The sequence below is a fragment of the Levilactobacillus sp. genome (genome assembly GCF_022646225.1).
GTDB classification, from domain to species: domain Bacteria; phylum Bacillota; class Bacilli; order Lactobacillales; family Lactobacillaceae; genus Levilactobacillus; species Levilactobacillus suantsaiihabitans.
Genome location: NZ_JALCJA010000003.1, coordinates 138232 through 161693, shown reverse-complemented (window position 1 = coordinate 161693; position 23462 = coordinate 138232). Strand labels below are relative to the sequence as shown.

Annotated in this window: 19 protein-coding genes; 13 read left to right on the top strand and 6 right to left on the bottom strand. The window is 53.1% G+C overall.

What is annotated here, in order from left to right; translation table 11 throughout:
* Window positions 1-209: 209 nt before the first annotated feature.
* The 4 genes from LKH74_RS05665 to LKH74_RS05650 all read left to right on the top strand — a co-directional run bounded on the left by LKH74_RS05665 (window position 210) and on the right by LKH74_RS05650 (window position 4715).
* Window positions 210-1970 (top strand): thiamine pyrophosphate-binding protein, encoded by a 1761-nt coding sequence (locus LKH74_RS05665; RefSeq protein ID WP_287788582.1) that lies wholly within the window; start codon window positions 210-212, stop codon window positions 1968-1970.
* A 344-nt stretch (window positions 1971-2314) separates the two neighbouring features.
* Complete coding sequence (locus LKH74_RS05660; protein ID WP_287788581.1) at window positions 2315-2746, top strand: MarR family winged helix-turn-helix transcriptional regulator; 432 nt, start codon at window positions 2315-2317, stop codon at window positions 2744-2746.
* Window positions 2747-2753: 7 nt separating this feature from the next.
* Entirely contained in the window at window positions 2754-4142 is a 1389-nt protein-coding gene (locus tag LKH74_RS05655) for an MFS transporter (protein WP_287788580.1), read from the top strand.
* Between the two features lie 150 nt (window positions 4143-4292).
* Window positions 4293-4715, top strand: a complete 423-nt coding sequence (locus tag LKH74_RS05650) for a hypothetical protein (RefSeq protein WP_135367269.1) — start codon at window positions 4293-4295, stop codon at window positions 4713-4715.
* Between the two features lie 535 nt (window positions 4716-5250).
* Here LKH74_RS05650 and LKH74_RS05645 read toward each other — a convergent pair.
* From LKH74_RS05645 to LKH74_RS05635, 3 genes are all read right to left on the bottom strand, one after another.
* Window positions 5251-5499 carry a hypothetical protein gene (locus tag LKH74_RS05645; RefSeq protein WP_135367270.1) on the bottom strand — a complete coding sequence of 83 codons (249 nt, stop codon included), beginning with the start codon at window positions 5497-5499 and terminating at the stop codon, window positions 5251-5253.
* 635 nt (window positions 5500-6134) lie between these two features.
* The gene (locus LKH74_RS05640; protein ID WP_225428668.1) at window positions 6135-7502 is read right to left on the bottom strand and encodes a sensor histidine kinase; all 1368 of its coding nucleotides are present in this window, start codon (window positions 7500-7502) and stop codon (window positions 6135-6137) included.
* Window positions 7492-8193: a response regulator transcription factor gene (locus LKH74_RS05635; protein WP_135367368.1), complete on the bottom strand. Its 702-nt coding sequence runs from the start codon at window positions 8191-8193 to the stop codon at window positions 7492-7494. Before LKH74_RS05635 ends, LKH74_RS05640 begins: the two co-directional genes overlap by 11 nt.
* A gap of 172 nt (window positions 8194-8365) precedes the next feature.
* Here LKH74_RS05635 and LKH74_RS05630 point away from each other — a divergent pair, with 172 nt between their 5' ends.
* Entirely contained in the window at window positions 8366-8665 is a 300-nt protein-coding gene (locus LKH74_RS05630; protein ID WP_135367272.1) for a hypothetical protein, read from the top strand.
* Window positions 8666-8993: 328 nt separating this feature from the next.
* On the opposite strand, the gene LKH74_RS05625 is transcribed toward LKH74_RS05630, so the two are convergent.
* Window positions 8994-9641 carry an SDR family oxidoreductase gene (locus LKH74_RS05625; RefSeq protein ID WP_287788579.1) on the bottom strand — a complete coding sequence of 216 codons (648 nt, stop codon included), beginning with the start codon at window positions 9639-9641 and terminating at the stop codon, window positions 8994-8996.
* 497 nt (window positions 9642-10138) lie between these two features.
* On the opposite strand from LKH74_RS05625, the gene LKH74_RS05620 reads away from it, so the two are divergent.
* The 5 genes from LKH74_RS05620 (at window position 10139) to LKH74_RS05600 (ending at window position 15533) form a co-directional block, all read left to right on the top strand.
* Window positions 10139-11350 (top strand): NAD(P)/FAD-dependent oxidoreductase, encoded by a 1212-nt coding sequence (locus LKH74_RS05620; RefSeq protein WP_135367274.1) that lies wholly within the window; start codon window positions 10139-10141, stop codon window positions 11348-11350.
* Between the two features lie 84 nt (window positions 11351-11434).
* Entirely contained in the window at window positions 11435-11962 is a 528-nt protein-coding gene (locus LKH74_RS05615) for a methylated-DNA--[protein]-cysteine S-methyltransferase (protein WP_287788578.1), read from the top strand.
* Window positions 11963-12255: 293 nt separating this feature from the next.
* Entirely contained in the window at window positions 12256-12822 is a 567-nt protein-coding gene (locus LKH74_RS05610) for a TetR/AcrR family transcriptional regulator (protein WP_135367276.1), read from the top strand.
* Between the two features lie 344 nt (window positions 12823-13166).
* Entirely contained in the window at window positions 13167-14582 is a 1416-nt protein-coding gene (locus LKH74_RS05605; protein WP_135367277.1) for an NAD-dependent succinate-semialdehyde dehydrogenase, read from the top strand.
* Window positions 14583-14783: 201 nt separating this feature from the next.
* Window positions 14784-15533 (top strand): glucose 1-dehydrogenase, encoded by a 750-nt coding sequence (locus LKH74_RS05600; protein ID WP_287788576.1) that lies wholly within the window; start codon window positions 14784-14786, stop codon window positions 15531-15533.
* Between the two features lie 69 nt (window positions 15534-15602).
* Here the strand turns inward: LKH74_RS05600 and LKH74_RS05595 are convergent, their stop codons facing one another.
* Together LKH74_RS05595 and LKH74_RS05590 are read right to left on the bottom strand one after the other, a co-directional pair.
* Complete coding sequence (locus LKH74_RS05595; RefSeq protein ID WP_287788575.1) at window positions 15603-16121, bottom strand: GNAT family N-acetyltransferase; 519 nt, start codon at window positions 16119-16121, stop codon at window positions 15603-15605.
* Window positions 16122-16266: 145 nt separating this feature from the next.
* Window positions 16267-17643, bottom strand: coding sequence for an Nramp family divalent metal transporter (locus tag LKH74_RS05590; protein WP_287788574.1), 1377 nt, complete (start codon window positions 17641-17643; stop codon window positions 16267-16269).
* 610 nt (window positions 17644-18253) lie between these two features.
* Here LKH74_RS05590 and LKH74_RS05585 point away from each other — a divergent pair.
* From LKH74_RS05585 to LKH74_RS05575, 3 genes are all read left to right on the top strand, one after another.
* On the top strand, window positions 18254-19108 hold the full coding sequence (locus tag LKH74_RS05585; protein ID WP_287788572.1) for a DegV family protein: 855 nt from the start codon (window positions 18254-18256) through the stop codon (window positions 19106-19108).
* A gap of 1302 nt (window positions 19109-20410) precedes the next feature.
* The gene (locus LKH74_RS05580; RefSeq protein WP_287788570.1) at window positions 20411-21052 is read left to right on the top strand and encodes a VTT domain-containing protein; all 642 of its coding nucleotides are present in this window, start codon (window positions 20411-20413) and stop codon (window positions 21050-21052) included.
* A gap of 675 nt (window positions 21053-21727) precedes the next feature.
* Entirely contained in the window at window positions 21728-23140 is a 1413-nt protein-coding gene (locus LKH74_RS05575; protein ID WP_287788569.1) for an FAD-dependent oxidoreductase, read from the top strand.
* Window positions 23141-23462: the final 322 nt, after the last annotated feature.

The window sequence follows — 23462 nt, the reverse complement described above, 5'->3', positions numbered from 1 at the left end:
TTGCGTTGGGTCAAGTGCTGGGACGAGTCCCGCCGCAACCCGCGCCAGGACAGTAACCGCTAACAAGTGCATTTAATCACTTACAAAAAGTAAGTCAAATTACTGGCCTTTTCGTTGGTGGGGGACTATGATGTTACCAATCAATGATTTCGGGGTGTTCGACCACGCATGGCGGCCGCCCATCCTTACCACAAAGGAGCGCGATTTAGATGTCAAAGATGATTGCTGGACAAGCGTTAGTGAAGGTTTTAGAAGCCTGGGACGTTAACCATATTTATGGGATTCCTGGCGGCTCAATCAATCATACGGTTGAAGGGTTGTACCTAGAAAAGGCCAATATCGATTATATTCAGGTGCGCCATGAAGAAGTGGGGGCCTTAGCCGCCGCGGCCGATGCGAAATTCACTGGTAAGGTTGGCGTGGCCTTTGGGTCTGCCGGCCCCGGTGCCACCCACCTGTTTAACGGTCTGTACGACGCCAAGATGGATCACGTGCCGATGTTGGCATTGGTTGGCCAGGTGCCCCAGGCCGCGATGAACACGAATTATTTCCAAGAAATGGATGAAACACCGATGTTCAGTGACGTGGCTGTGTACAATCGGACGGCCACCACGGCGGCACAACTGCCGTACGTCGTGAACCAAGCGATTCGCGAAGCCTACCGGCAAAAGGGGCCAGCGGTCGTCATCATCCCCGAAAATTTAGCCGCTGAAGAGATCGACTACGAACCGGTTAAGACACCTAACGTCGTCTCAAATTCCTTTACGCAACAGATCGACCCGGCCGCCATTCAAGAAACATTGAAGCTGTTGAAGGCGGCCAAGCATCCACTGGTCTACGCAGGCCGGGGCTTGCTGGGAGCGCGCGCTGAACTGGTCCAATTCAGTGAACAGTTCAACCTGCCCGTGTTAAACACGGTGCCCGCGACTGGTGTCATTCCGACAAATCATCCCAACGCCATCGGGACCTTTGGCCGGCTCGGGTCCAAGTCGGGCTTTGAAGCCCTGCAACATACCGACCTGATTCTGTTCTTAGGGTCCGAGTTCCCCTTTGCCCAATTCTGGCCGAAGGATATCAAGATTGTTCAAGTCAATAACAATTCCTTTGATATTGGCAAGATGGTTCCCGTTGATTACGCCGTCTTGAGCGATGCTAAGAGCTTCCTGCAGGCGATGAATGCCACGGGTGAAACATTACCTGAAACAGCTTGGTTGACCGCTAACCGGCAAAACAAGCAAAACTGGAACCACTGGCTGGATCAATTGGCCGCAGATGACAGCGATGGCCTGGCGCCCGAAGCCGTCACCAAGAAGATTGCGTCAATGGTGGGCCCTAAGGATACCTATGGGGTCGACACTGGGAACGTTTCCGAATGGGCGGTCCGCGGCTTGCCGATGGATCAGCAGCAACGTTTCGCCTTATCCGGGCTGTTTGCCACGATGGGCTACGGCCTGCCAGCTGGGTTAGCCGGGGCCTTGAGCGTTCCAGATGCCCAGGCCTGGTCACTGTCCGGTGACGGGGGCTTCGCGATGGTGGCACCCGATATCATTACTGAAGCGCGTTACGGCTTGCCGGTCATCAACGTGGTCTTCAGTAACCGGCGTTTCGGCTTCATCTACCGCGAACAGATCGACACCAAACAACACTTGTACGGGGTCGATTTGACCGATGCCGATTGGGCCAAGGTGGCTGAAGGGCTGGGCGGTATCGGCTTTACCGTTACCAACAACGCCGAGGTTGCCGAGGTCTTTGATCAAATCAAGGACCTGCAGGCCAAGGGCAACCGCAAGCCAATCGTGGTCAACGCCGTCATCAAGGACGATGACCCGATTGGGACGGCCTTCATGCCACTCGATCCGAAGCTGTATGGGCAAGACGCCGTTGACGCTTACGCCAAGGAAAATCACATCGACACGACCCAGCAACCTTCCTTAGGAGAGCTGTTGCGGGCGCAGGGTGACAATCTTTAATTGAATTATGAAACGAAGGAGAGTGAGACAAAAGGCGATTAGCCGGCGAGCATTAAGGCTGATAACCGAAAAATCCTGGTCTTGGATTGTTCGGTTATCAGGTTTAAGCGGAACCGGCTGCCTTTTGGCACACGTTTCAGCTAAGTAAAGGTGAAAGAAACGAGCTTGGGAGATTTTATTCCAGGCTCGTTTTTTTTGGCCAGCGTGTACCAGTTGGCGGAACGTTTCGGCATCGCCTTGAGGTGTAAAATTCTACCCCGGGTTCGTTTCACAAATTTCCCTTGAAAATCAGCCACTAATCGCTTAAAATTGTTAGCTGACTAACAAAAAGGAGGGTGATTCTCATGACCGAACGCCGGTTAGGGGCTTGTCTGCGTGATGCCGAGCACCAAATGAACCAAGAAATGAACGATTTTGCCCGCCAATACGGGTTGACGGGGATGCAGCTATCCTTGGTCGACTTTTTGGGCCGTCATCCCACGGCGACCGTGTTTCAGGTCGACCTGGAACACGAATTTCACGTGCAACGGTCGACGGCCTCACTGCTCGTGAAACGCATGGTGGAACGCGACCTAGTCACCCGGGTGGTGGCTGCTAGTGATAGTCGCAAACGGCAACTGCGGCTGACGCCTAAGGGCCAGCAGTTGGTGCCCATCGTGCAACAACATTTGGAACAACAGGATGCCAAGATGGTGGCCGACCTAACAGCCGGTGAGGCACGGGCCTTTCGCCACGCCTTACGCAACATCAGTCAGTGGCACACGACAAAGGAGTGATAGCGAAATGACGAAAGAAAAAATTGACCCGCGCGTGGTAGGGGCGGTCCTGGCGACCGGCTTGATGTCGCTGAGTGGCGTCATCGTGGAGACCGCGATGAACATCACCTTTCCCACGCTTATGGACCAGTTTCAGGTGACCACGGGGACGGTCCAGTGGATGACCACGCTGTACCTGTTGATTGTGGCCTGTATCGTGCCTGTTTCATCCTATTTGAAACGCCGCTTTAAATTGAAACAACTCTTCGTGGTGGCCAACCTCTTATTCATCACCGGGTTGGTCATCGACGCCTGCGCGACCAGTTTTTCCTGGCTGTTGGCCGGTCGAGCCATTCAAGGGGTTGGGACCGGAATCGCCTTGCCACTGATGTTTAACATCATCTTAGAACAGGTGCCGCTCAGCCGCATCGGGATGATGACCGGGGTCGGCACGCTGATCACGGCGATTGGTCCTGCTATTGGGCCGACGTATGGCGGGGTGCTGGTCACTCACCTGAATTGGCGCTATATCTTTTGGATTTTGCTGCCGTTTTTGATCGTGTCATTTTTCGTGGGGATCAAGACGATTCGCCAGGTATCCCCCACGCAAGCGGAACACTTTGATTTTTGGAGCATGCTGGGGGTCATCGTGACGTTTGCCGGGCTGATCTTTGGGTTTAGCTCGCTGAGTGATCAGCCGTTTTTGAGCTGGTCGGTGGGCGGTGCCATGGCCCTCGGGCTGGTGGGCCTCATCTTCTTCGTGCGGCGGTCGCAACACCAAGCCCAGCCGTTGATTCACCTGCAAGCCCTCGCCAATCCGGCGTTTGCCTGGCACCTGCTGGCGTTTTTCCTCCTGCAGATCACCGCACTGGGGCTGTCGTTTGTGCTGCCGAATTACCTGCAGCTGGTCGATCACCAATCCGCCTTTATCGCGGGGCTGGTGGTCCTGCCCGGGGCGGTGATTGGGGCTGCGTTTTCGCCGATCGGGGGCCACATTTTAGACCGGTTCGGCGCCAAACGCCCAATCCTGCTGGGGCTCGGCCTGGTCGTCGTGATGTTGCTCATCATGACCGTCGGCGCCAAGGACCTGTCCGCCTGGGCCATTCTCGGGCTGTATGTGGGCTATATGATCGGTGTCGGCTCATCATTCGGTAACATCATGACGGACGGCTTAAAACAGCTCTCAGCCACACTCAAGGCCGATGGCAACGCCTTGATGAATGCGATGCAACAGTTTGCCGGCGCCATGGGGACCGCCATCGTGTCCGCCATGATTGCGGCCAGCCAAGCCGGCAATGCAGGCAGCACGGCGGTCAAAACGGCAACCGGGTCGCAGTGGGCCTTGTGGGTTTTAACGATTGCCGGCCTGGGGGCTTTATTAAGCATGCTCATCGCGCTGAAACGCAACCAGCACTAAGCTTTAGACAAATTTAATGGCCTTAGACCATCACGTTGGTAACGCTACTATCCTAACCATTAGGAGTGGCGTTATTTTTATTTAAGCTCAGCCATGCTACAATTCAGAACCAAATAAAGCCAACCGGCTACGGAAAGTGAGGCGATTTAAATGAAGTTTGATTGGCGATACGCTTTTCATTCCTTTTGGTTTCTGATGGCGCTGATGGTCCTGTTGAGCTTAACCACGGCGGTCGATCACGTGCACGGGGTGCGGATCGCGTTGGGCGTGATCTTTGGTTTCTTGCTGGTCGACGGTCTGTGGACGTGGCAATACCCTTACTTTAATCGGCTAGGGCGGCAGGGGGCCTCGGCGATGATCAACCTGGTCTTGTTTGTGATCATTGCCGCATTTACGCTGGCCTTCAAGCAAGAATGGTCAGCCAGTGTCTGGGGATTCATGAGCTTCTGGCTCGCTAGCATCGGCGGTACAATTGACGGCTACTTAGCTCGGCCCACCAAGATCTTGGCCAGCCAGACCCGCGGCGACCTGCGGAAAAAAGCCGAGATCTTGCAAAATTCCTCACGTTTGTAATGGTAATTGAAGGTTGAAAGGCAAAAATCGGCGATTAGTTGTTGACCGCGTCATAGCGGGAACTGGTCGCCTACCGTTCGCCAAATATGGGTTGGAACGCTGGGGCGGACGGGTCGAGCCAAAGGACGGTCTCGACACCTCGCTTTGAGCCGAAAAACACGTCTCAAAGACGCCAGTTGTCTAAGCGGCATGAACCGCGCCGCTAAGACAACTCCCACGGCTGAACCCATATTTGGCGAACTCTCGGCTACAGAAGTGCTTGCCAACAATGATTGCCTTAACCCTTGGCAGCAGACGTGTTAATTCTAGTTTCAACTTTCAGGTTGCAGTTGAATGATGGTGTGTGCGAAAGTCTGGGCTACGGTCCGGGCTTTTTTTGTGAGTGAGGCCAAACGCCTTCGCCAGCGATACCGGTGAGAGTGGTGAGCGCGTCAACTGTCTCTGGACGGTGGTAGGCGGCCAGTTTAAAGTAACCCGCCAAAAAAGGCCGCTCACCAGGAAGGCAAGCGGCCGGAGATTTTTAGATTAAAGGATGTTACTCGGCGGCATAAGTCCAGTCGTAGGACAGGAGCTGGTGGAACCGTTCGCCGATGGGGACCCACAACTTGGCTTTCGCAATGTTGCTAATGGATTCCCAGAACAGCGGGTCCTTGCGCTCCTTGTCGCTCAAGTTAATGTTGACGTAGCTCCCGGCTTCCGTTTTCGCGATTACGTAGGGATAGAACACCTTGGTAATTTGAGCGGGAGTGATGCTCTTAATTTTTGGATTGTCATCAATCAGCATAAGCACGCTTCCTTTCACTTGATGGATTCAGTATACCGGGAAAAGGTAGCGATAACTATCAAGTTTCTTTAAGGATTCCCTGAGAATTTCTTAGTTTTATCGGTGAGCGGCTTAACTGCGGATTTAATTAGAAGTGGGGCAGACTAGTGCCCACAGTTGTTGAGGTTCCGCCGTCAGGATTAGTTGGCCCAATAGGATGGAACAACTATTGACGGCGGCCAATGCTTGCTATGAACTGGGTTAGTCAGGTGCTGGCGAGTGCACAGGGACACTATTAGCATTCCTGGGAGTGTACGAGGATGATCCGTGAACACAAAGCAGAGTCACTGTCAGACCAACACTCAGCAGAGAAGAACCACACCATGTCACCACGCAACCAACGTAGCGGCCGAACCAGTCGTCGCTGACAATCCCCAATCGTAGCCGAAAGTGGAGCGAAAATGGGCTCAGCCGTTGGAGTTTGCTTAGTGGCACGATTCATGCCGCTTAGCAAACTGGCGTCTTTGAGACGTGGTTTGCGGCTCAAAGCGAGGGCGAGACCGCCTTTTGGCTCGACCGGTCCGCCCACCGCGTTCCAGCCCATTTTCGCGCAACGGCAGGCGGAAAGACTCATCCCTCCGTTGCCAAAAGCCAACCTATTTCGTAGCCGCCGCGTTTTGCAAAGTGACGGTGAAGCAGGCGCCGTGCGGATCGTTGTCCGTCACGGTGATGTCGCCTTGGTTGAGCTGGACCAGCTGTGACACGATGGCCAGCCCCAGGCCGCTACCGGCGATCTTGGTCGACCGGGAGGCGTCCATCCGGTAGAACCGCTCGAAGATGTGTTCGCGGTCGGCTACCGGAATGCCGGGGCCGTGGTCGGCGACTGTCACGGTGCTGGTCGTGGCCGTTTGGGCGATGATGACGTGAATCTGCTGGTCGGACGGGGAATATTTGTGCGCGTTGTCCAGTAGGGCAATTAAAATCTGATGCAGCATGTCGGCGTCCGCGTTGACCATGACCGGCTGTTTTGGGCTGGCGAAGGTCACGCGTTGGCTGACCAACGGCTGGTAGTGGGTGACCACGGCCTGGGCCAATTTGGCCAGGTCCAGCGGTTTCAGGTCCACCTCAGCGCGGTCGGCTCGTGACAAATGTAGGAGGTTTTCAATCAGGTGTTGCATGCGCAACGATTCCTGGTCGATGAAGCCCAGCGACTCGGGGATGACCTCGGGGTGCTGCTTGCCGCGGCGTTCGATCAGTTTTAAATTCCCCCGAATCGTGGCGATGGGCGTCCGCAGTTCGTGCGAGGCGTCGGAGATGAATTGGCGTTCACGCTCCAACCGGCCATTTTGCGCGGCCAGTAATTGGTTGAAATCCCGCGCCAATTGGGCGACTTCGACGGGCTCCGTGGGTTGGGGCAACTCGGGCTGACTGACGTCCGGGTTGGCGGCAGCTTGCTGGGCGGCGGTCGCCAGCGAAATGGTCGGCGCACTCAGGCTCTTGGCGAGACGGCGGACGTATAACAGACCGACCAAGAGACTCAAGCCAATGGCGATGATCAGCACGGAAATCAAGACGTGCAGGTTGCCGACCAGCACGTGCATCCCAATGAAGAGATAGTAGGTGTGCGTGCCGGTTCGCAGTGTTTCTGAGAAGTACAGGCCCCAGCCCTTGATGTAGACCAGGTGGGTGAACGGAATCGACCAATTGCTGGCCTTGACCAGCTCGGAGCCGTGGGGCAACAGGGAGGTGGTGGTGCCGTCGTTATTTTTGATTAAGACGAAGGTGTTGTGTGAGTTCAGACCGCTACTGCGATTGACCGTCAGCCAGTCCTTAAAATTACTGACCTGCGTCGTTTGTAAACTGGCACTGAGCCGCTCCGCTTGGTCCTGCGCGCGCAACAGTTGGTCGACTGTCAGAGTGATGCTGACGGTCAACACGATGATCAACCCAATCGTGATCAACAGGCTGGTAAATGAATGACGAATGATGTCCGCGTAGGTCCGCGGCGTGTGGTTAGTGCTCATCGGGATCATCTTCCTTTAGACTGTAGCCGACACCGCGAATCGTGTGAAAGAGGTGCGGGGCGTCGGCCACGTCGATTTTATTGCGCAGGTAGCCGATGTACACGTCGACCACGTTTTGCTGGCCCAAAAAGTCCACACCCCAGACGTTGTCGAGGAGCTCGTCGCGGGTGAAGACCTGGCCGGGATGTTGCATCAAAAATAGGAGGAGATCGTATTCACGTTGAGTCAGCTGAATCGTCTCGCCGGCCCGGTCGACTTGGCGGGTCTTGGTGACCAAAGTCAAGTCACCCAACTGATACGTTTGGTCCAAGCCGCTTTGGTGGGCGGTTCGTCGCTGAATCACGCGAATGCGGGCCAGCAGTTCTTCGATTTCAAACGGCTTGGTGATGTAGTCGTCGGCGCCGTTGTCCAGGCCGGTGACCTTGTCGCCTAGGTAATCGCGCGCGGTCATCATGATGACGGGCAGTTCATCGTGCTTGCGAATCCGCCGCAGGACCTCCATGCCGTCCATCTTGGGCAGCATCCAGTCGAGCAAGACCAGCAACAACTTATCCTTTTCGCGCTGGTACGTCTCCCAGGCCGCTTCGCCGTCAGCGGCGGTCAGGACATCAAAATCTTCAAAGGTTAATTCTTTCGCAACGTAACTGGCGAGGCCTTCCTCGTCTTCCACCAGTAAAATTGTATTTTTCATCATGTACAAAACTCCTTAATCAACGTGGGGTGCCAACAGTTTACCAGAAAATTTGAAATGAAATCTAAGAAATTCTAAGACGAAGCTTAAGTCCCCTTAAAGATTGCGCGCCGGTAGTCGTGGTATAACTAGACTATCGAAAACGCCAAGTGCAAAAAGAGGAGTGGTTTGAATGACCAAAGTAAAAACGATGATGACAAAAGCCTTGTTGGGGGCCATGACGGTGACCACGTTACTGGCCACGTCCGCCGGCGCCTCAGCTGCCGTGAAACCGGCCACTGCCGCCGCAGCTCCAACCATTGAACGGACCACGATCACGTTGAATCCGCGGCCTAACACTGAAGTGCAGGTCATCAAGATTCGGCTAAAAAAACCCACCACGACTAAGCAATTGTCTCAGCAGGTCCAAACCAACGTGGACGCCAGCGCCTTGAGCCTGGACCAGCGCCACACGGACAGCCAACTCAAGTAAGCTTACCAAATGAAGCTTAACGCGACATTGCTATTGGAAATCTAAGGGCTGAAATGTAAAGCGTAGCTCGTTATCATGCGACTGATCGTAATGAGGCTAGCTAATTGCCAGTTCATAGCGGAAACTGGCCGCCTACCGTTCGCCAAATATGGGTTGGAACGCTGGGGCGGACGGGTATGTACAGTGACCCGTCAAAATCACGGTGACAGGTCACAATTATTTTAGCATAACTGATGAGTCGCGTTGCGCCGGCTGTAGCTTTGTCACGCAATAGTCACACAAAAGGAGCGTCGGGACAGGGATTGTCGCCAGACGCTCCTTTTTAAGTTTAAACGGATTGGACCGCGTCGGTCACTGGCACGTCGCCGTTGACCAGTTCAATCGTCTTACCTGGTAGTGGGTGTTGAACGATGGCGACCACCGTTGCGGCCACGTCGGCCCGGGCGATGCTTTGGGTATCGCTGGTTTCAGGGGCTAACGTGATCTTGCCGGTCGGGTCGTCATTGGTCAAGAGGCCGGGACGAACGATGGTGTAGTCGAGGTTGGTGCGGTGCCGCAGCCACTCATCGGCGTAGTACTTGGCCACGTAATATGGCCGAATGCCCGACTTTTCCCAGAAGGACCGGTCGTCGGTGCCCAGGGCACTCACGATGATGAAGCGCTTGATGCCCGCTTTTTCCGTGGCAATCATTGACTTGATGGCGCCGTCGAGGTCGATGTTTAGCGTCATGTCATCGCCGGTACTGCCGCCGGACCCCGCGGAGAAAATCACCGTGTCGACATCATTCATTGCGGGGACCATGGCGTCGGCGGTTCCCATCAGGTCAAACATCCGGGGTTGCCCGCCAAGATCTTTGATGATGTCCGCTTGTTGGGCATTGCGAATCCCACCATAAACGGTTTCACCGGTAGCGGCGAGTTGCTTGACGATGTGCTGGCCGACGTGGCCGTGGGCACCAATAATTAAAGTTGTCATGAAATTCCTCCTAGTTTTGCGATTGACTTAACTAAGGTCTACTTTAACGGTTTCGGCCGTGAATTTCAGCTAAAACGACTTCTCGGTCCGGCGTAAACGCTTAAGGGGGAGGAAAGTGCGGGGCCGCCGCAGGCAACTGGTTTTCGCTATTTTAGTTTGAAGGCGGATGGGTGGCGGAAATGGCTAGTTCTTGGTATGATTCTACATGATTAGCGATGCCAGTTTGTCAGGCGGAAAACCGTTTAAACATTGACATATCAGCGATTGAATTGTGTGTGATTAATTGTGAAAAAGATTACGATTGTTTCCAGCTGGTTTTTCACCTGATAAGCCGTATAATAGAGATAAATCATCCCTGACAGTTAGATTATCCACAGATTTCCAAATGGGGGGAGTCGTGGTCACTGGTTAAAATGTAACCGTTTTAATCATCGGAAATGTTAACGACTGACTGCGTTCGGGGAGAACTTCTAAAACAGAAAAGGGGTCGTTTCATTATGGCAACGATTTTAGTTCTAGGTGGCGGATACGCCGGTATGCGGGCCATTAAGTTCTTGCAACGCGAGGTTCCTAGCGAAGACCAGATTGTGCTGGTCGATAAGACGGGAACGCACACAGAAAAGACGAATTTGCATGAGGTTGCGGCGGGGACCATTGCGCCGGAACGGATTACTTATGAGATCAATGACGTGATTGGTAGTCGGGTCAACTTTATCCGGGACACGGTCACCAACGTTGACGTGGACCAAAAGCAAGTCACCTTGGAGAACCATGCACCACTGACCTATGACTATCTGGTCTTGGCGCTGGGCTTCCAGTCCGAAACGTTCGGGCTGAAGGGCGCCGCCGAAAACGCCTTACCAATGGATGATTTGGAAACGTCCGAAGCGGTTTACCAACACATTGAAGAAAAGGCCAAGAACTACGCCCAAACGCAAGACGAAAACGATTTGACCATCGCCGTTTGTGGGGCCGGCTTTACCGGCATCGAACTGTTAGGGGAACTCAGCCAATCCTTGCCTAAGCTGCAGACGCGTTACAACACGCCAGCCTTCAAGGTCGTTTGTCTGGAAATGGGCAAGAGCATTTTGCCAATGTTTGACAAGTCCCTGGCAGACTACGCGTTGGCCTTCATGTCCAAGCACCACATCGAAATGAAGCTGGGTGCGGCCATCACCGAAATCAAGCCGGGCGCGGTCGTTTACCAAGATAAGAACAGCGATGACGAGGCGGAACACGAAGTCAAGGCTAACACCATCGTGTGGACCGTGGGGGTCAGTGGCTCGCAGGTCATTGCGGACTCCGGTTTCGAACAACGGCGTAACCGGGTCGTGGTCAAGGACGACCTGAGTTTGGAAGGCCACCCCGAGGTTTACATCGTGGGGGATGTCGCTGCGGTCATGGATCCCGACAGCGGGCGGCCATACCCGACGACGGCGCAAATCGCCCTGGCCTGTGGGTCCCATGCCGCCAAGAACATCGGCTTGGCTCTGCGTGGTCACGAAACGCGGCCGTTTGTTTACAAGTCTAGCGGGACCGTGGCTTCCTTGAGTGACCGTGACGGTATCGGCGAAATCTTCAGTAGTAAGAAGAAGATTCACGGGTACGTGGCTTCCGCGATGAAGAAGATCATCACCGACCGTTCCTTGATGGAAAGTGCCCATTTGAGTACCACCTTGGCCAAGGGTCGCTTTGATTTATACCACTAAACTTCAGTCATTTAAATCAGCGAGTAGGCAAATTAGCCCACTCGCTTTTTTAATGGTAAAATAAGACAAAAAGGTGGAATTGCCATGCTCAAACAGCAGCTCAACACACCGCTGGGGCCAATGACAGCGATGTCAGATGGACTGGCCCTCAACGGCCTGTGGTTTGTGGATCAAAAATATTACGGTAGCACGTTGCCCAGGTTAACCTTGCTGGAGCAACGGCCCATTTTTGCCAAGGTGCAGGCGTGGCTGGACGCCTACTTTGCTGGCGAAAATCCGACCGTAGACTTCGCGGTCCAACCCACAGGCACGCCGTTTCGTCAGGCGGTGTGGGACCAGCTGCGGCGAATTCCTTATGGTGAGGTGACAACGTACGGGACGCTAGCGACAGTGGTCGGTGACCAAGTGGGCCACTTCGTTAGTGCTCAGGCGATTGGTGGAGCGGTCGGACACAATCCGATCAGTCTCGTGATTCCGTGTCATCGGGTGGTTGCCGGTGGCGGGGAATTGACAGGCTACGCTGGCGGCTTGGCGCGTAAACAAGCGCTCTTGCGGCTAGAAGGCCAGCTAAAAACGAACGAAGACCACGTGATTTTGCCAGAGACCCCCTAAATTCTGACAAATTGCGTGCGATTTAAGTGTTACACACAAATCTATCACGCAATCAGTCCCAAGATATGCTATAATCAATCCTGTTCAAATACTCTAGCGTACGATTATTAATAGACATAATCGGTTGCTAAAATTGCGGCTTTTTTTCGCGAAAGGGGTTTCTTCTGGCGGGAGAACGCGTATAATTTTAGTCAGCTTAGGACGTTAGTGACAGTTGCTAGCTTCCGGGGGGGATGCCTAGTAACGTGCAATACTTAAACATAGATAGTGTGTAAATGATTGGAGGTATCACGATGGCTGCATCAGAAACTAAGGAGCGAATTGCGGAGGCCTTGGCTTCGTTGTTGAACCACAATACGTTTGATAAGATCACGGTTCGTGAGATTGCGGATGAGGCGGAAGTTCACCGTAAAACGTTCTATTACTATTTCGCGGATAAATATGAGTTGTTGGCGTTTGTGTATGAGCACTTCATTATTGAGGCGCCACGGCATGAGCAACCGATGACCTTGACCTTAGAGAACTGGCGACCGGCAGTGATTCAACTGTTAGAACGCATCGCCGATCATTCGAAGATTTTCTTGAACGCCTACCCGTACGATGATGGGGTTTGGCGCCAATCGATGAATGAATTTGTGGCATCACGACTGTCAATTTTGCTTCACGCAATGCCCGAGTACCGGTACTTAAAAGAAGATGTCATCGACACGTCCGCAGAATTCATTGCTGCCGGGGCGTTAGGCATCATCAACAAATGGGCTGACGACAACTTCACGGCGAACCCGCGGACTGTCTTGGACCAAATTACAACGGCTAACCGGCTGTTCAACGGGATTTTGGATCGTTGGAAGTTGAGTTAGACGCTTCATAACTTTAGGCAACAAACTTGGGGGACCTGGAAATTTTTCCGGATCCTTTTTTTAATGGTTTTTCAGCGGCTGCCCCGCGGCACATTTTAGTCTTGCGACCCCACTTGAGGGCCGGTCAAATTTGTTGGTTGATCGCACCCCCTGATTGTCGAAAATATGGTAGACCAATTCGAGAAATGCAACCGGTTGAAAATGGATAACACAGCTAGTTTCACAAACAATTTGCGGAAAACATCACAAACAAAAGGCTGGTATTATAAGGATGTCACGGGTATAGTAGTTCTCGTAAGGGGTTACATTGTGAACGTCAAAAGCCCCATAAGGAGGAAATTAAGATGGCCTACCAAACTACCAATCCCTATACCAATGAAGTGGTTAAAACCTATGAAAACGCAACACCCGAATACGTCGAAGAAAGTCTCGCCAAAGCGCAAAAGTTATACAAAGAATGGCGCAACGACCCGGTCTTTACCCGGACACCGGTCCTGCACAAGTTAGCACAGATTTTCCGTGACGAAACGGATAGCCTCGCCAAGGTCCTGACGACGGAAATGGGCAAGCTCTACACCGAAGCCAAGGGTGAAGTGATTCTGTGTGCCATGATTGCCGACTACTACGCCGACCATGCTGCCGAACTCCTGACCCCACGGAAGATTGAAACTATTGCCGGGGAAGCGCAATTGGAAAACCATCCCTTAGGCGTCTTACTGGCGGTAGAACCATGGAACTTCCCATACTACCAAATGATGCGGATCTTCGCGCCTAACTTTGCGGTGGGTGACCCCATCGTGTACAAGCATGCGGCCATCACGCCGGCTTCAGCGTTGGCCTTTGAAGACGCCGTCCGCCGCGCTGGCGCCCCAGACGGTGCACTGACCAACCTGTTCTTGTCCTACGACCAAGTCTCAGACGTCGTTGCGGATAAGCGGGTCCAAGGGGTCGCGCTGACTGGTTCCGAACGTGGGGGGACCGCGGTCGCCGAAGTTGCCGGGAAGTATTTGAAGAAAAACACCATGGAACTCGGTGGGGTCGATGCCTTTATCGTGGCTCACGACGCCAATATGGCCGATGTGAACGCGATTGCACCGCGGGCACGGCTCTACAACGCGGGCCAGGTCTGCACGTCATCCAAGCGCTTTATCGTGACGGCCAACCACTACGACGAATTCCTGGCCTCCCTGAAGGCGGCCTTCTCATCCGTGAAGATGGGCGACCCGATGGATCCAGAAACGACGCTGGCGCCAATGAACTCCAAGAAGGCCAAGGAAAAGCTCCAAGCTCAGGTCAACGAAGCCATCGCGGGTGGGGCCACGGCCTACTACGTGCACGAACCGATCGATGATGACGGGCAATTCTTCATGCCAACCATCTTGACGGACATCGACAAGAACAACCCGGCATACGGGAAGGAAATGTTTGGTCCCGTCGCCCAAGTCTACAAGGTTGCCGATGACGACGCCGCAGTCGCATTGGCCAACGACGCCGACTACGGGCTGGGCGGTATCGTCTTCGCCGGCAGTCAAGAAGCAGGTGCCAAATTAGCCTCCCGCATCGAAACGGGTATGGTCTTCGTCAACACCTTCTTCAGCTCCTTGCCAGAACTGGAATTCGGTGGCGTCAAGAAGTCCGGCTTCGGCCGTGAACTGGGTCAAACCGGGATCTCCAGCTTCGTCAACCAGGAACTGGTCGTTAAGCGCGACCACCCGAATGACGATGAGACTGGTGGGTTGATTTTGCCACATACGTTTTAGGGTTTTGAAATAGGATTTTTGAAGGGATGGCCTGGATGGGCTGTCCCTTTTTGCATGGACCTAAAACCACTATCAATCAGCCTTAATCATTGTCATCACAACTCAATGTGCAAAGCAGTCATCATTAGGCAAAATTATTGTGATTATCAAGCAAGATGTGATAACCTGAACAAGTACAAAAAGCTGAAAGGGTGATTGATGATGACAGATCGTTTAAAAGGTAAAGTTGCGATTATTACGGGTGGGGTGGCTGGTATCGGCCTCGGTATTGCGACTTGCTACGTCCGTGAAGGGGCCAAGGTCGTGCTGACGGCCAACCACAACGTTGATGGTGGTCACGCCGCCGTTGCCAAATTTGGTGAAGATGTGAGCCTGTTCGTCCAACAGGATGTGGCTAAGGAAGCCGACTGGCAAAAGGTCATCGACGCCACGGTCGCCAAGTTTGGCCGCGTTGATATCCTGGTCAACAATGCCGGTATTGGCGGCGTGAATGGCGCCATTGAAGATTTATCTTTAGATGATTGGCAAAAGGTCATTGACGTTAACTTGACGGCGAACTTCCTAGGCGAAAAGGCGGCCATTCATGCCATGAAAGACACCGCCGACGCCAAGGGGTCCATCATCAACGTGTCCTCCGTTGCCGGCCTGGTGGGCTTGCCATTTGCCCCAGCCTATTCCGCTAGCAAGGGCGGCACGCGCCTGTTAACGCACGCCACGGCCCTGAACCTGGCCCAACGGAAGATCGCCATCCGCGTCAACTCGGTCCACCCGGGCTGGATCGACACGGCCATCGTTCCCGAAGCGGCCCGCAAGCAAATCATCGCTGGCATTCCGGTCGGCCACATGGGCGAACCCGAAGATATCGGCGAAGTCTGCGTCTACCTGGGCAGTGACGAGTCCAAATTTGCCAACGGTGCGGAATTCACCGTCGATGGCGGCCAACGCGCTTAGATTATTCAAAATTAAAATAAAAAAGGAGGCCTGTGACCAACGTCACGGACCTCCTTTTTGCAGGTGATGTTACTGTTCAGTAGCGAGTTTCGAATAGATAGCCGCGTCAGCAAAGCCCGTGGTGACGGGGATGTGCTGGCGCAAAATGCCGTCCAAATGGTAGTGGTTGCGCTCGGCGACCTGACGGCTAGCGTGGTTGGCGGTAGCCGCTAAAATGTTTAGCTTGACCAGGTTCAGTTGGTCGAAGCCGACCGTTTCCACCTGCGCCAGGCTACGGGAAATGACCCCTTGGCCGCGGAAATCGCGCCCGAGCCAGTAGCCCACGTCGGCGTGGCGGTCCTGAAAATTGTGCAGGTCGATCATGCCAGCTGGCCGGTCGTCCACCCAGATGACGGCTAGCCAGAGCTGCTTGTCGGCGATACGCCCCTGACAGTAGCGCAAGAAGATGCGCTCGTCAGCCACCGATTGGGTTGTTGCTGCCCAGGGGAGCCAGCGGGCTAGATGAGTTCGGTCTTGTTGAATCAGGGCAAATAGGGCCGGCGCGTCCGCCACATCCGGCGTGCGCAGGTCAATTTTTAATTGGGTCATTACCTCACCTCGCGAACCTTTTCTCCCGTTATACACGCTACTAAAGGGAAAGTCAACGCTAGCTCATCGGGGGCTCGTTGTGATTGGCCCCCGTTTTATACAAAAAAAACGGCCAGGACCTGGTCCCAGCCGTTGCGTGGTGTGCTTACTTGACGATGCCCACCGTATTTAAAATCAGATAAACGTTTAAGATAATCAAGATGACCGCGATGATCCAGCCAAGCACCTTACTCCAGGTCCGGTTGACGAATTCGCCCATCAGGTCCTTGCTACTGGTGAAGACGACCAGCGGAATCATGGCAAATGGCAACGCGATACTTAAGAAGACTTGGGAGAACGTCAGGAGGTTTTCAATCTTCGCTTCATTACCGTGGTAGATAATGGCGAAGATGATGACTGGCGTCACGGACAACAGCCGGGTGAGCAACCGTTGTGCCCACAGTGGCATCTTCAGGTTGATGAACCCTTCCATGATGATTTGCCCAGCCAGCGTCCCGGTGATGGTTGAACTTTGCCCGGATGATAAGAGGGCTAAGGCGAACAGCATACTTAGGATGGGACTGGCGATGGCGCCGACGATTTGGCTATCGCTCAACGCGTTGAACAGGTCGACAAAGCGGCCTAGGTCACTGTCGGTGCCAAAGAACAAGGCGGCACCCAAGATCAGCAACAGACTGTTGACGACGAAGGCCAACGTTAATTGAATGTTGGAATCAATCGTGGTGAACTTGATGGCTTGGGCCACACTCTTGCGGTCCTTACGATCAAAGCTCCGGGTCTGCGAAATCGATGACCCCAGGTACAAGTCATGGGGCATCACCGTCGCCCCGACGATCCCTAAGGACAGGTAGAGCATGCCGTGGTTAGTTACGACCTTGCTGGAAGGCAGGTAGCCTTGAAGCACTTCCCCCATGTGGGGTTGGGCCAAAATCACTTCGTACAAGAAGACGAAGAGGATAACGGCGACCAAGGTGGCGACGATGGCTTCGATCTTTCTGAAACCTAACTTCATCAAGACCAGCAGGACCAAGACGTCCATGGCGGTGATGATGATACCGACGATCAATGGGAAGCCGAACAACAGCTTCAAGGCGATAGCCGACCCAATGATTTCGGCGATATCCGTGGCCATGATGGCCAGCTCGGTGATGATCCACAGGACAAATCCCGTGCGCTTACCGGTCCGTTCCCGGGTCAGTTGTGCCAGGTCTTTGCCGGTCACAATCCCCAGTCGCGCGGACATGGCTTGTAGCAACATGGCAACCAAACTAGAGAGCAAGACCACCGTCAGCAGCGTGTACTTGTACTGGGCACCACCGGCGATCGACGTGATCCAGTTCCCGGGGTCCATGTACCCGACGGCAATCAGCGCACCAGGGCCGGTATAGGCCATCAGTGTGCGCCAGAAGCCCGCATTTTGCGGAACCTCCACCGTGCCGTTGACTTCATCCAGACTCTTCTGGTCGTTGCCAGTGGACTGGATCATATGGTGCTTCTTCTCGTTGGTTTCATGATTCTTCATAAAATCCCTCTTTTCTATTGGCTTAGAAATTCAGGTAGTCGAATTGACTTTCTGCTTTTCCTGGTAAACGCGTTGTCGCGTCAGCGTGGCGAAAATGGTGCGAATAATGGCAAAATTTACGAAACTGACGATAATGACGCGCTTCAATTCCATCAGTAAGTATAGGCCATTTAGCCGCAATGTCAACCGTGTTGGGGATAATTTTTGGCGGGCCAAAAAACATTTTATATCAAAGCAATTAACTTTTTTAACCCGTTGTCGGGCGGTCTAGCGCGGATAGGGATTTTTATGGTGCCGTTTCCATGCGTTCCCTACCAAACTGTGTGAATTCTGCACAAAATAGTAACGGGATTGACGGCGGCGGTGAATCGGTGGCAGGACCTAATGACAGAATTAGCCGCAGCTTAAATGAATGGGGAAAAACTTTTTTCGGCCAAAAGGTGGTGGCCCTGACAGATTGCGTCAGCGACTAGGTGTAAAAGCAAATTAGACGATTGGTTTCGACCGTTTCATAACAAATGGCAGATGACCTAGTTTTCAAAACTAGATGATTGCGCTATAATAGCAGTTATCATCAAAACGTGAAACTAGCAGAAATGAGGTAACTCCTATGCAACCAGAAAAAATCGCCATTTTAGTGGATTCGTGTTCCGACGTCCCGGCAGATGTGTTGAAAGCTGCCGATATGGCGTTGATGCCGATGAACGTGATCTTTCGCGACCGGGTCTATGAGGACCGCCTAACGATCACGCCGGCCGAATTTTATCGGCGCCAGGCCACTGAACCGGCGACGACCGCCAGTCCCACGGGTAAAATGATCGTGGACGCCTTCGACCGGATTCAGGCGTCGGGATACACCCACGTGATTGCCGTGTGCATTTCCGCGGCGCTATCGGGGACCTTTCAAGAGACCCAGCTGTTGGCGGCCGATTCACCGCTGACGGTCCACGTCATCAATACCCGTAGCGTGGGAATCGGTAGTGGTTTTGCGGCCATCTACGCGGCGCAATTGCGGGATGCCGGCCACAGCTTTGACCAGATTGTTCAAGAAGTCGAACGCGTCACGGCGCAGACCAAGGTCTTCTTCTACGTGCCCAGTCTGAAATACCTCCAGGCGGGTGGGCGCATTGGCAAGGTTGCCGGCATGGCCGGGACCTTACTGAACGTGAAGCCCATTATCTCCTGTGATGCGGAGGGGGTCTACTACCCGATCGCTAAGGTCCGCGGCGAGAAGCGAACTATCACAAAATTACTGGCGTTGATCGATGCGGCCGTGGGGGATGCCCAGCACGTCAACATCGCCGTGTGCGATGGCGCCAATCCCGAGTTGCGCCAAGACGTCTTGGCTCAGCTTCAGGCCAAGTATCCGCAGGTCGCCCACTGGTATGCTGGCGACGTGTCGCCCGCCCTCGGCGTCCACACGGGCCCCGGCCTCATCGGCGTCGGCGTCCAGGTCCTGGACTGAAAAAAAGAGTGTGACAACTGGCGGTTAACTGGCGAGCATTAACGGTGATAGACGGATAATCCTGGTTCTGGATTATTTGTCTATCAGTGTTAAGCGGAACCAGTTGCCAGTTGGCACACGTTTCGGCTATGTGGCCATCTTGAGACGCGGGTGCTAAGCTGGCCGCCTGCCGTTCGCCAAATATGAATCGGAACGTTGACGAACCAAGTAATGGCGCGCCACGCGATTTACCTCTGACCACCGCCGTCGGACTGGTCGTGCAGACCCACTGGTGTCGCGACCACTGCCAACTGACACCAGCCAACTTCACCGCTTGCTGCTGACAGGCACCACCGTAGCCGAGAGTTCGCCAAATATGGGCTCAGTCGTGGGAGTTCCCTTAACGGTGGACTTTGCCGTTTAGGGAACTGGCGTCTTTGAGACGCGGGTTTCGGCTCAAAGCGAGATTGAGACCGCCCCTTGGCTCAATCGGTCCGCCCACCACGTTCCAGTCCCATATTTGGCGAACGGTAGGCGGCCATTATCGCCCCTGTAGCAAGCGTTGGGTTGGAGACGACAAAAAAGCCACGAGAAGAGTCGTGGCTTGAGGGGGGATACGAGCAGGGTTAGATACTTTGGGGGAGTGCTAATTGCTGCTCGTAAAGAGTATTAAGATTTGGTACGACTTCGTTAGTAACACTCGTTGTTACTAACTTGATTGTAGTGTAACGCCAATGGCGATTAGGTGCAATTGATTGGTTTCATAAATTTACTAATAACGGCGTTGGCTGTCAATCGTTGGTAAGCTGAATGGTGGTTTCCACCTGATAAGGCCATTGCCAGACCAATTTTTCAAAAAAACAGGTGTATGCAAATCGCAGTTACAGGCCGGTCTTATCAGGTTTGTGGCCGCTTTTTCATTTGGTGGTGGTAAATTCCCGATGATAACTTGCTGACAAATTAATTTGACCTTCTATAATGGAAATAGTCAGTTGAGTAGCGTTAGTCACCGGCGACACTTGCCAAAAAGCGGCGACAGGGGAGCGAGATTGGTCAAAGTTAAGAACCGTTTACATAAAATTAGCAAGTTGACGGACCGTTTGGCGACCTACCGAAGGGGTAACGGCGAAAGTTTCCGGTAGTTTTGACTTACCGGTGGCCGTTAACCATTTATAATAATAATTATAGAAAAGCCACGGCTAGCAAGCACTGAAGTCACCTGACCGACCGGCTACGCGGCAATTACTGACTGAAGGTGACGGCAGGCGGGGGTCACAAAACGCAAAGTGAGGCCGTTAAAATAACGAATGAGGAGGTGGACCCGTGAGTCTAATCGCATTGATTTGGGAGGTCGTTTGGCACCCCCTAACCGTCCTAGTTCCCCTGACCAATCAGTTGGGGGCGGGAATTTATCCGGTCTTATTTTTTCTGATATTTTTGGAGTCGGGCATGTTGATCTTTTCCTTTATTCCCGGGCAATCGTTACTGTTTATGATGGGGTCGATTGCGGCTTATCCCCAGTCACGGCTGAACATCTGGTGGCTGATCGTCATGTTCACGTTGGCGGCGACGGCTGGGTCGGCGGTCAAGTATTTGACCACCCGCAAGTGGGGCGACTATCAGGAGAAATTGATTCAGCGCTTGCCGGAACAAAAGGTGGCACGGGCAACGGCGGTCTTTACCAACAACGAAGACCAGACCTTACTGATAGGGCGGTTTATCCCGTTTGTCGGCCTGTTTGTGCCCATCATCGCCGGCACAACGGACATGGACTGGCGGCAGTTTCGCTTCTTAAACCTACTGGGGAGCTTCATCTGGGTCGTCAGCTGTTCGGCTGTTGGCTATTTCTTTGGCAACACGCCGTTTATCCGCGAGAACTTTACCTGGCTGTTCTTGGGCCTGCTGGCGGTGCCGTTTTTGGCGCGCCAAGGCTGGCAGTACTGGCGAAGTACGCGGCGGGGCTAGACCCGTCACTTTGGCCAAAGAAAAGACCCTAAGTAACATGCGGATTACTTAGGGCCTCTATTTAGGAATCTGTTAATAAATCACTTGTTTTGGGGGGAGTGCATCTATAGACAGTGATTCCTATCATCTATCACAGTGCTTAAGGTCAGAACGTATCACGAACCAACTATCCGTATCATAGTGATTTTAAGGTCAGTTATCAAGCCAATTGTAACTTATCAAAAATAATGGCTAAAAATCACCAATTGCGGCACGCCCGAGTGGTTCGCTTAACTTAGCGGGTGATTAATCAAAAGCGGATGGGCTGGGCGTTAGGCGCTGGCTGAGGGTCGCTAGCAGTGACTTGACCCATTGCGCGCAACCGGTTGGCAATCGGAGTATACCGGTTATGGTGTGGACGTTTGCCCGGAAAGTTAACAAATTTTGATCAAAGTCGACCTGGGGGACTTGTCCGGATAACCGTGATTTTAACGGTTTTGCCGATTATAAGTTTGCTTATGGATGCATAACGATTTCACAAAAATAGTTGGTGCACGATGCACATTCGTCAACCATTTTAATGAAAGTGTGAGGTTTTTGCTAGAAACAACGATTTTTCCGAGACGAAGTCATTTATCTTTCGCTAAGTTTCAAGTAGACTAGCTTTAGAATCGTTTTTCATGTAGGAGGGTAAACATGAAAGTCATCATTGTTGGTAGTACACACGCTGGCACTAATGCAGCGCTACAAATTTTGCGTGATCATCCAGAAACAGATGTAACCATTTACGAACGACACACGAACGTTTCTTTCTTGTCTTGTGGGATTTCATTGTTCCTTGATGGGCAGGTCAAACATCTTGAGGACATGTTCTATTCTTCACCTGAACAACTTGCGGAAGCCGGGGCAAAAGTTTTGACTCGCCACAACGTGATCAAGATCGACTCAGAAAATAAGTCGGTCGAAGTCGTGGATATGGAGTCTGGGGACGTTTCAACGGATACTTATGACAAGCTGATCATGGCTACGGGGTCAACCGTGACGGTACCACCTATCTTTGGTATCGATGAAGATAAGGTTATGCTATGTAAGAACTATGAACAAGCGGTCGCCATCGACAAGGCCGCTGCCGGCAACAAGCGCATTGCCATTGTGGGTGCCGGTTATATTGGAACGGAATTGGCCGAAAGTTATGCGCGGACGGGCCACGATGTGCAATTGTTCCAGTCGCGTGACATCATTTTGAACCATTACGTCGACAAGGGCTTGTCCGATCACATCGTCAACATTTTGCAAGACCATGGCGTCAAGGTTCTCTTGAACCGGCGCGTCACGTCCTTCACGGGTAATGACGACGGCGAACTGGTCATCGAAACCACGAACGGCGACTTCACGGCTGACCTAGCAGTGGTCTGCACCGGGTTCGTGCCTAATACGGAACTCTTGCGGGGCCAAGTTGAAATGGACCGGCACGGCGCCATCATCATCAACGACTACGTGCAAACGTCCAACTCAGACATTTTCGCCTGTGGGGACGCCAGCGTCGTCAACTTCAACCCAACGGGCAAACCAGCCTACACGCCACTGGCCACCAATGCGGTGCGTCAAGGGATGCTGGCCGGAATCAACGTCTTTGGTAATATCCAGAAATACATGGGGACCCAAGCGACGTCGGCCATGCAGATCTTCGGGCGGACCTTGGCATCAACCGGGTTGACCATTGACCACGCCGTTAATGCCGGCCTCGATGCCGACATGGTCACCTTCGAAGGCACCTGGCGGCCAGGTTACATGCCATCGACAGATGATTTGACCATCAACCTGGTCTACAACCGGGAAAACCGGCGCATCTTAGGTGCCCAGCTGCTCAGCAAACATGAGGTGGCCCAATCAGCCAACGCCATTTCGATTGCGATTCAAAACCGCAACACGATTGACGACTTGGCCTTTGTGGACATGCTGTTCAACCCGAACTTCGATGACCCGTTCAACTACCTGAACCTGGTAGCCCAACAGGCCGTGGAAAAAGAAACCAAGCGCGGCAACAACAAACCGCGGTTGACGGCGGGGATGGACGCTGATCCTGAATTCGCTGATAAGGAAGACTAATACATCGTCTGAAAAAGAGAGTGGGCCAAAAGGCGATTAGCCGGCGAGCATTAAGGCTGCTAACCAAATAATCCTGGGTTTGGATTGTTTGGTTAGTAGTTTTAAGCGGAACCGGCTGCCTTTTGGTGCACGTTTTGGCTATGTAAATGTGACGCGAACGAGCCCGGGAGGTTTTGTCCCGGGCTCGTTTTTTGCTGGGATGATTCGAAGCAAAGATTGTTATAGAATTTGGCTTAATTGCTGGGACTGTATGCGGCATCTTCGAGCTTATACAGCAAGAATACTGACGCAGCGCGGTTTTGAAAACCGGCACGAGCATTTT

Coding starts and splice junctions, on each gene's coding strand:
- LKH74_RS05665 (WP_287788582.1), top strand. CDS start 210: ATGTCAAAGATGATTGCTGGACAAGCGTTAGTGAAGGTTTTAGAAGCC.
- LKH74_RS05660 (WP_287788581.1), top strand. CDS start 2,315: ATGACCGAACGCCGGTTAGGGGCTTGTCTGCGTGATGCCGAGCACCAA.
- LKH74_RS05655 (WP_287788580.1), top strand. CDS start 2,754: ATGACGAAAGAAAAAATTGACCCGCGCGTGGTAGGGGCGGTCCTGGCG.
- LKH74_RS05650 (WP_135367269.1), top strand. CDS start 4,293: ATGAAGTTTGATTGGCGATACGCTTTTCATTCCTTTTGGTTTCTGATG.
- LKH74_RS05645 (WP_135367270.1), bottom strand. CDS start 5,499: ATGCTGATTGATGACAATCCAAAAATTAAGAGCATCACTCCCGCTCAA.
- LKH74_RS05640 (WP_225428668.1), bottom strand. CDS start 7,502: ATGAGCACTAACCACACGCCGCGGACCTACGCGGACATCATTCGTCAT.
- LKH74_RS05635 (WP_135367368.1), bottom strand. CDS start 8,193: ATGAAAAATACAATTTTACTGGTGGAAGACGAGGAAGGCCTCGCCAGT.
- LKH74_RS05630 (WP_135367272.1), top strand. CDS start 8,366: ATGACCAAAGTAAAAACGATGATGACAAAAGCCTTGTTGGGGGCCATG.
- LKH74_RS05625 (WP_287788579.1), bottom strand. CDS start 9,641: ATGACAACTTTAATTATTGGTGCCCACGGCCACGTCGGCCAGCACATC.
- LKH74_RS05620 (WP_135367274.1), top strand. CDS start 10,139: ATGGCAACGATTTTAGTTCTAGGTGGCGGATACGCCGGTATGCGGGCC.
- LKH74_RS05615 (WP_287788578.1), top strand. CDS start 11,435: ATGCTCAAACAGCAGCTCAACACACCGCTGGGGCCAATGACAGCGATG.
- LKH74_RS05610 (WP_135367276.1), top strand. CDS start 12,256: ATGGCTGCATCAGAAACTAAGGAGCGAATTGCGGAGGCCTTGGCTTCG.
- LKH74_RS05605 (WP_135367277.1), top strand. CDS start 13,167: ATGGCCTACCAAACTACCAATCCCTATACCAATGAAGTGGTTAAAACC.
- LKH74_RS05600 (WP_287788576.1), top strand. CDS start 14,784: ATGACAGATCGTTTAAAAGGTAAAGTTGCGATTATTACGGGTGGGGTG.
- LKH74_RS05595 (WP_287788575.1), bottom strand. CDS start 16,121: ATGACCCAATTAAAAATTGACCTGCGCACGCCGGATGTGGCGGACGCG.
- LKH74_RS05590 (WP_287788574.1), bottom strand. CDS start 17,643: ATGAAGAATCATGAAACCAACGAGAAGAAGCACCATATGATCCAGTCC.
- LKH74_RS05585 (WP_287788572.1), top strand. CDS start 18,254: ATGCAACCAGAAAAAATCGCCATTTTAGTGGATTCGTGTTCCGACGTC.
- LKH74_RS05575 (WP_287788569.1), top strand. CDS start 21,728: ATGAAAGTCATCATTGTTGGTAGTACACACGCTGGCACTAATGCAGCG.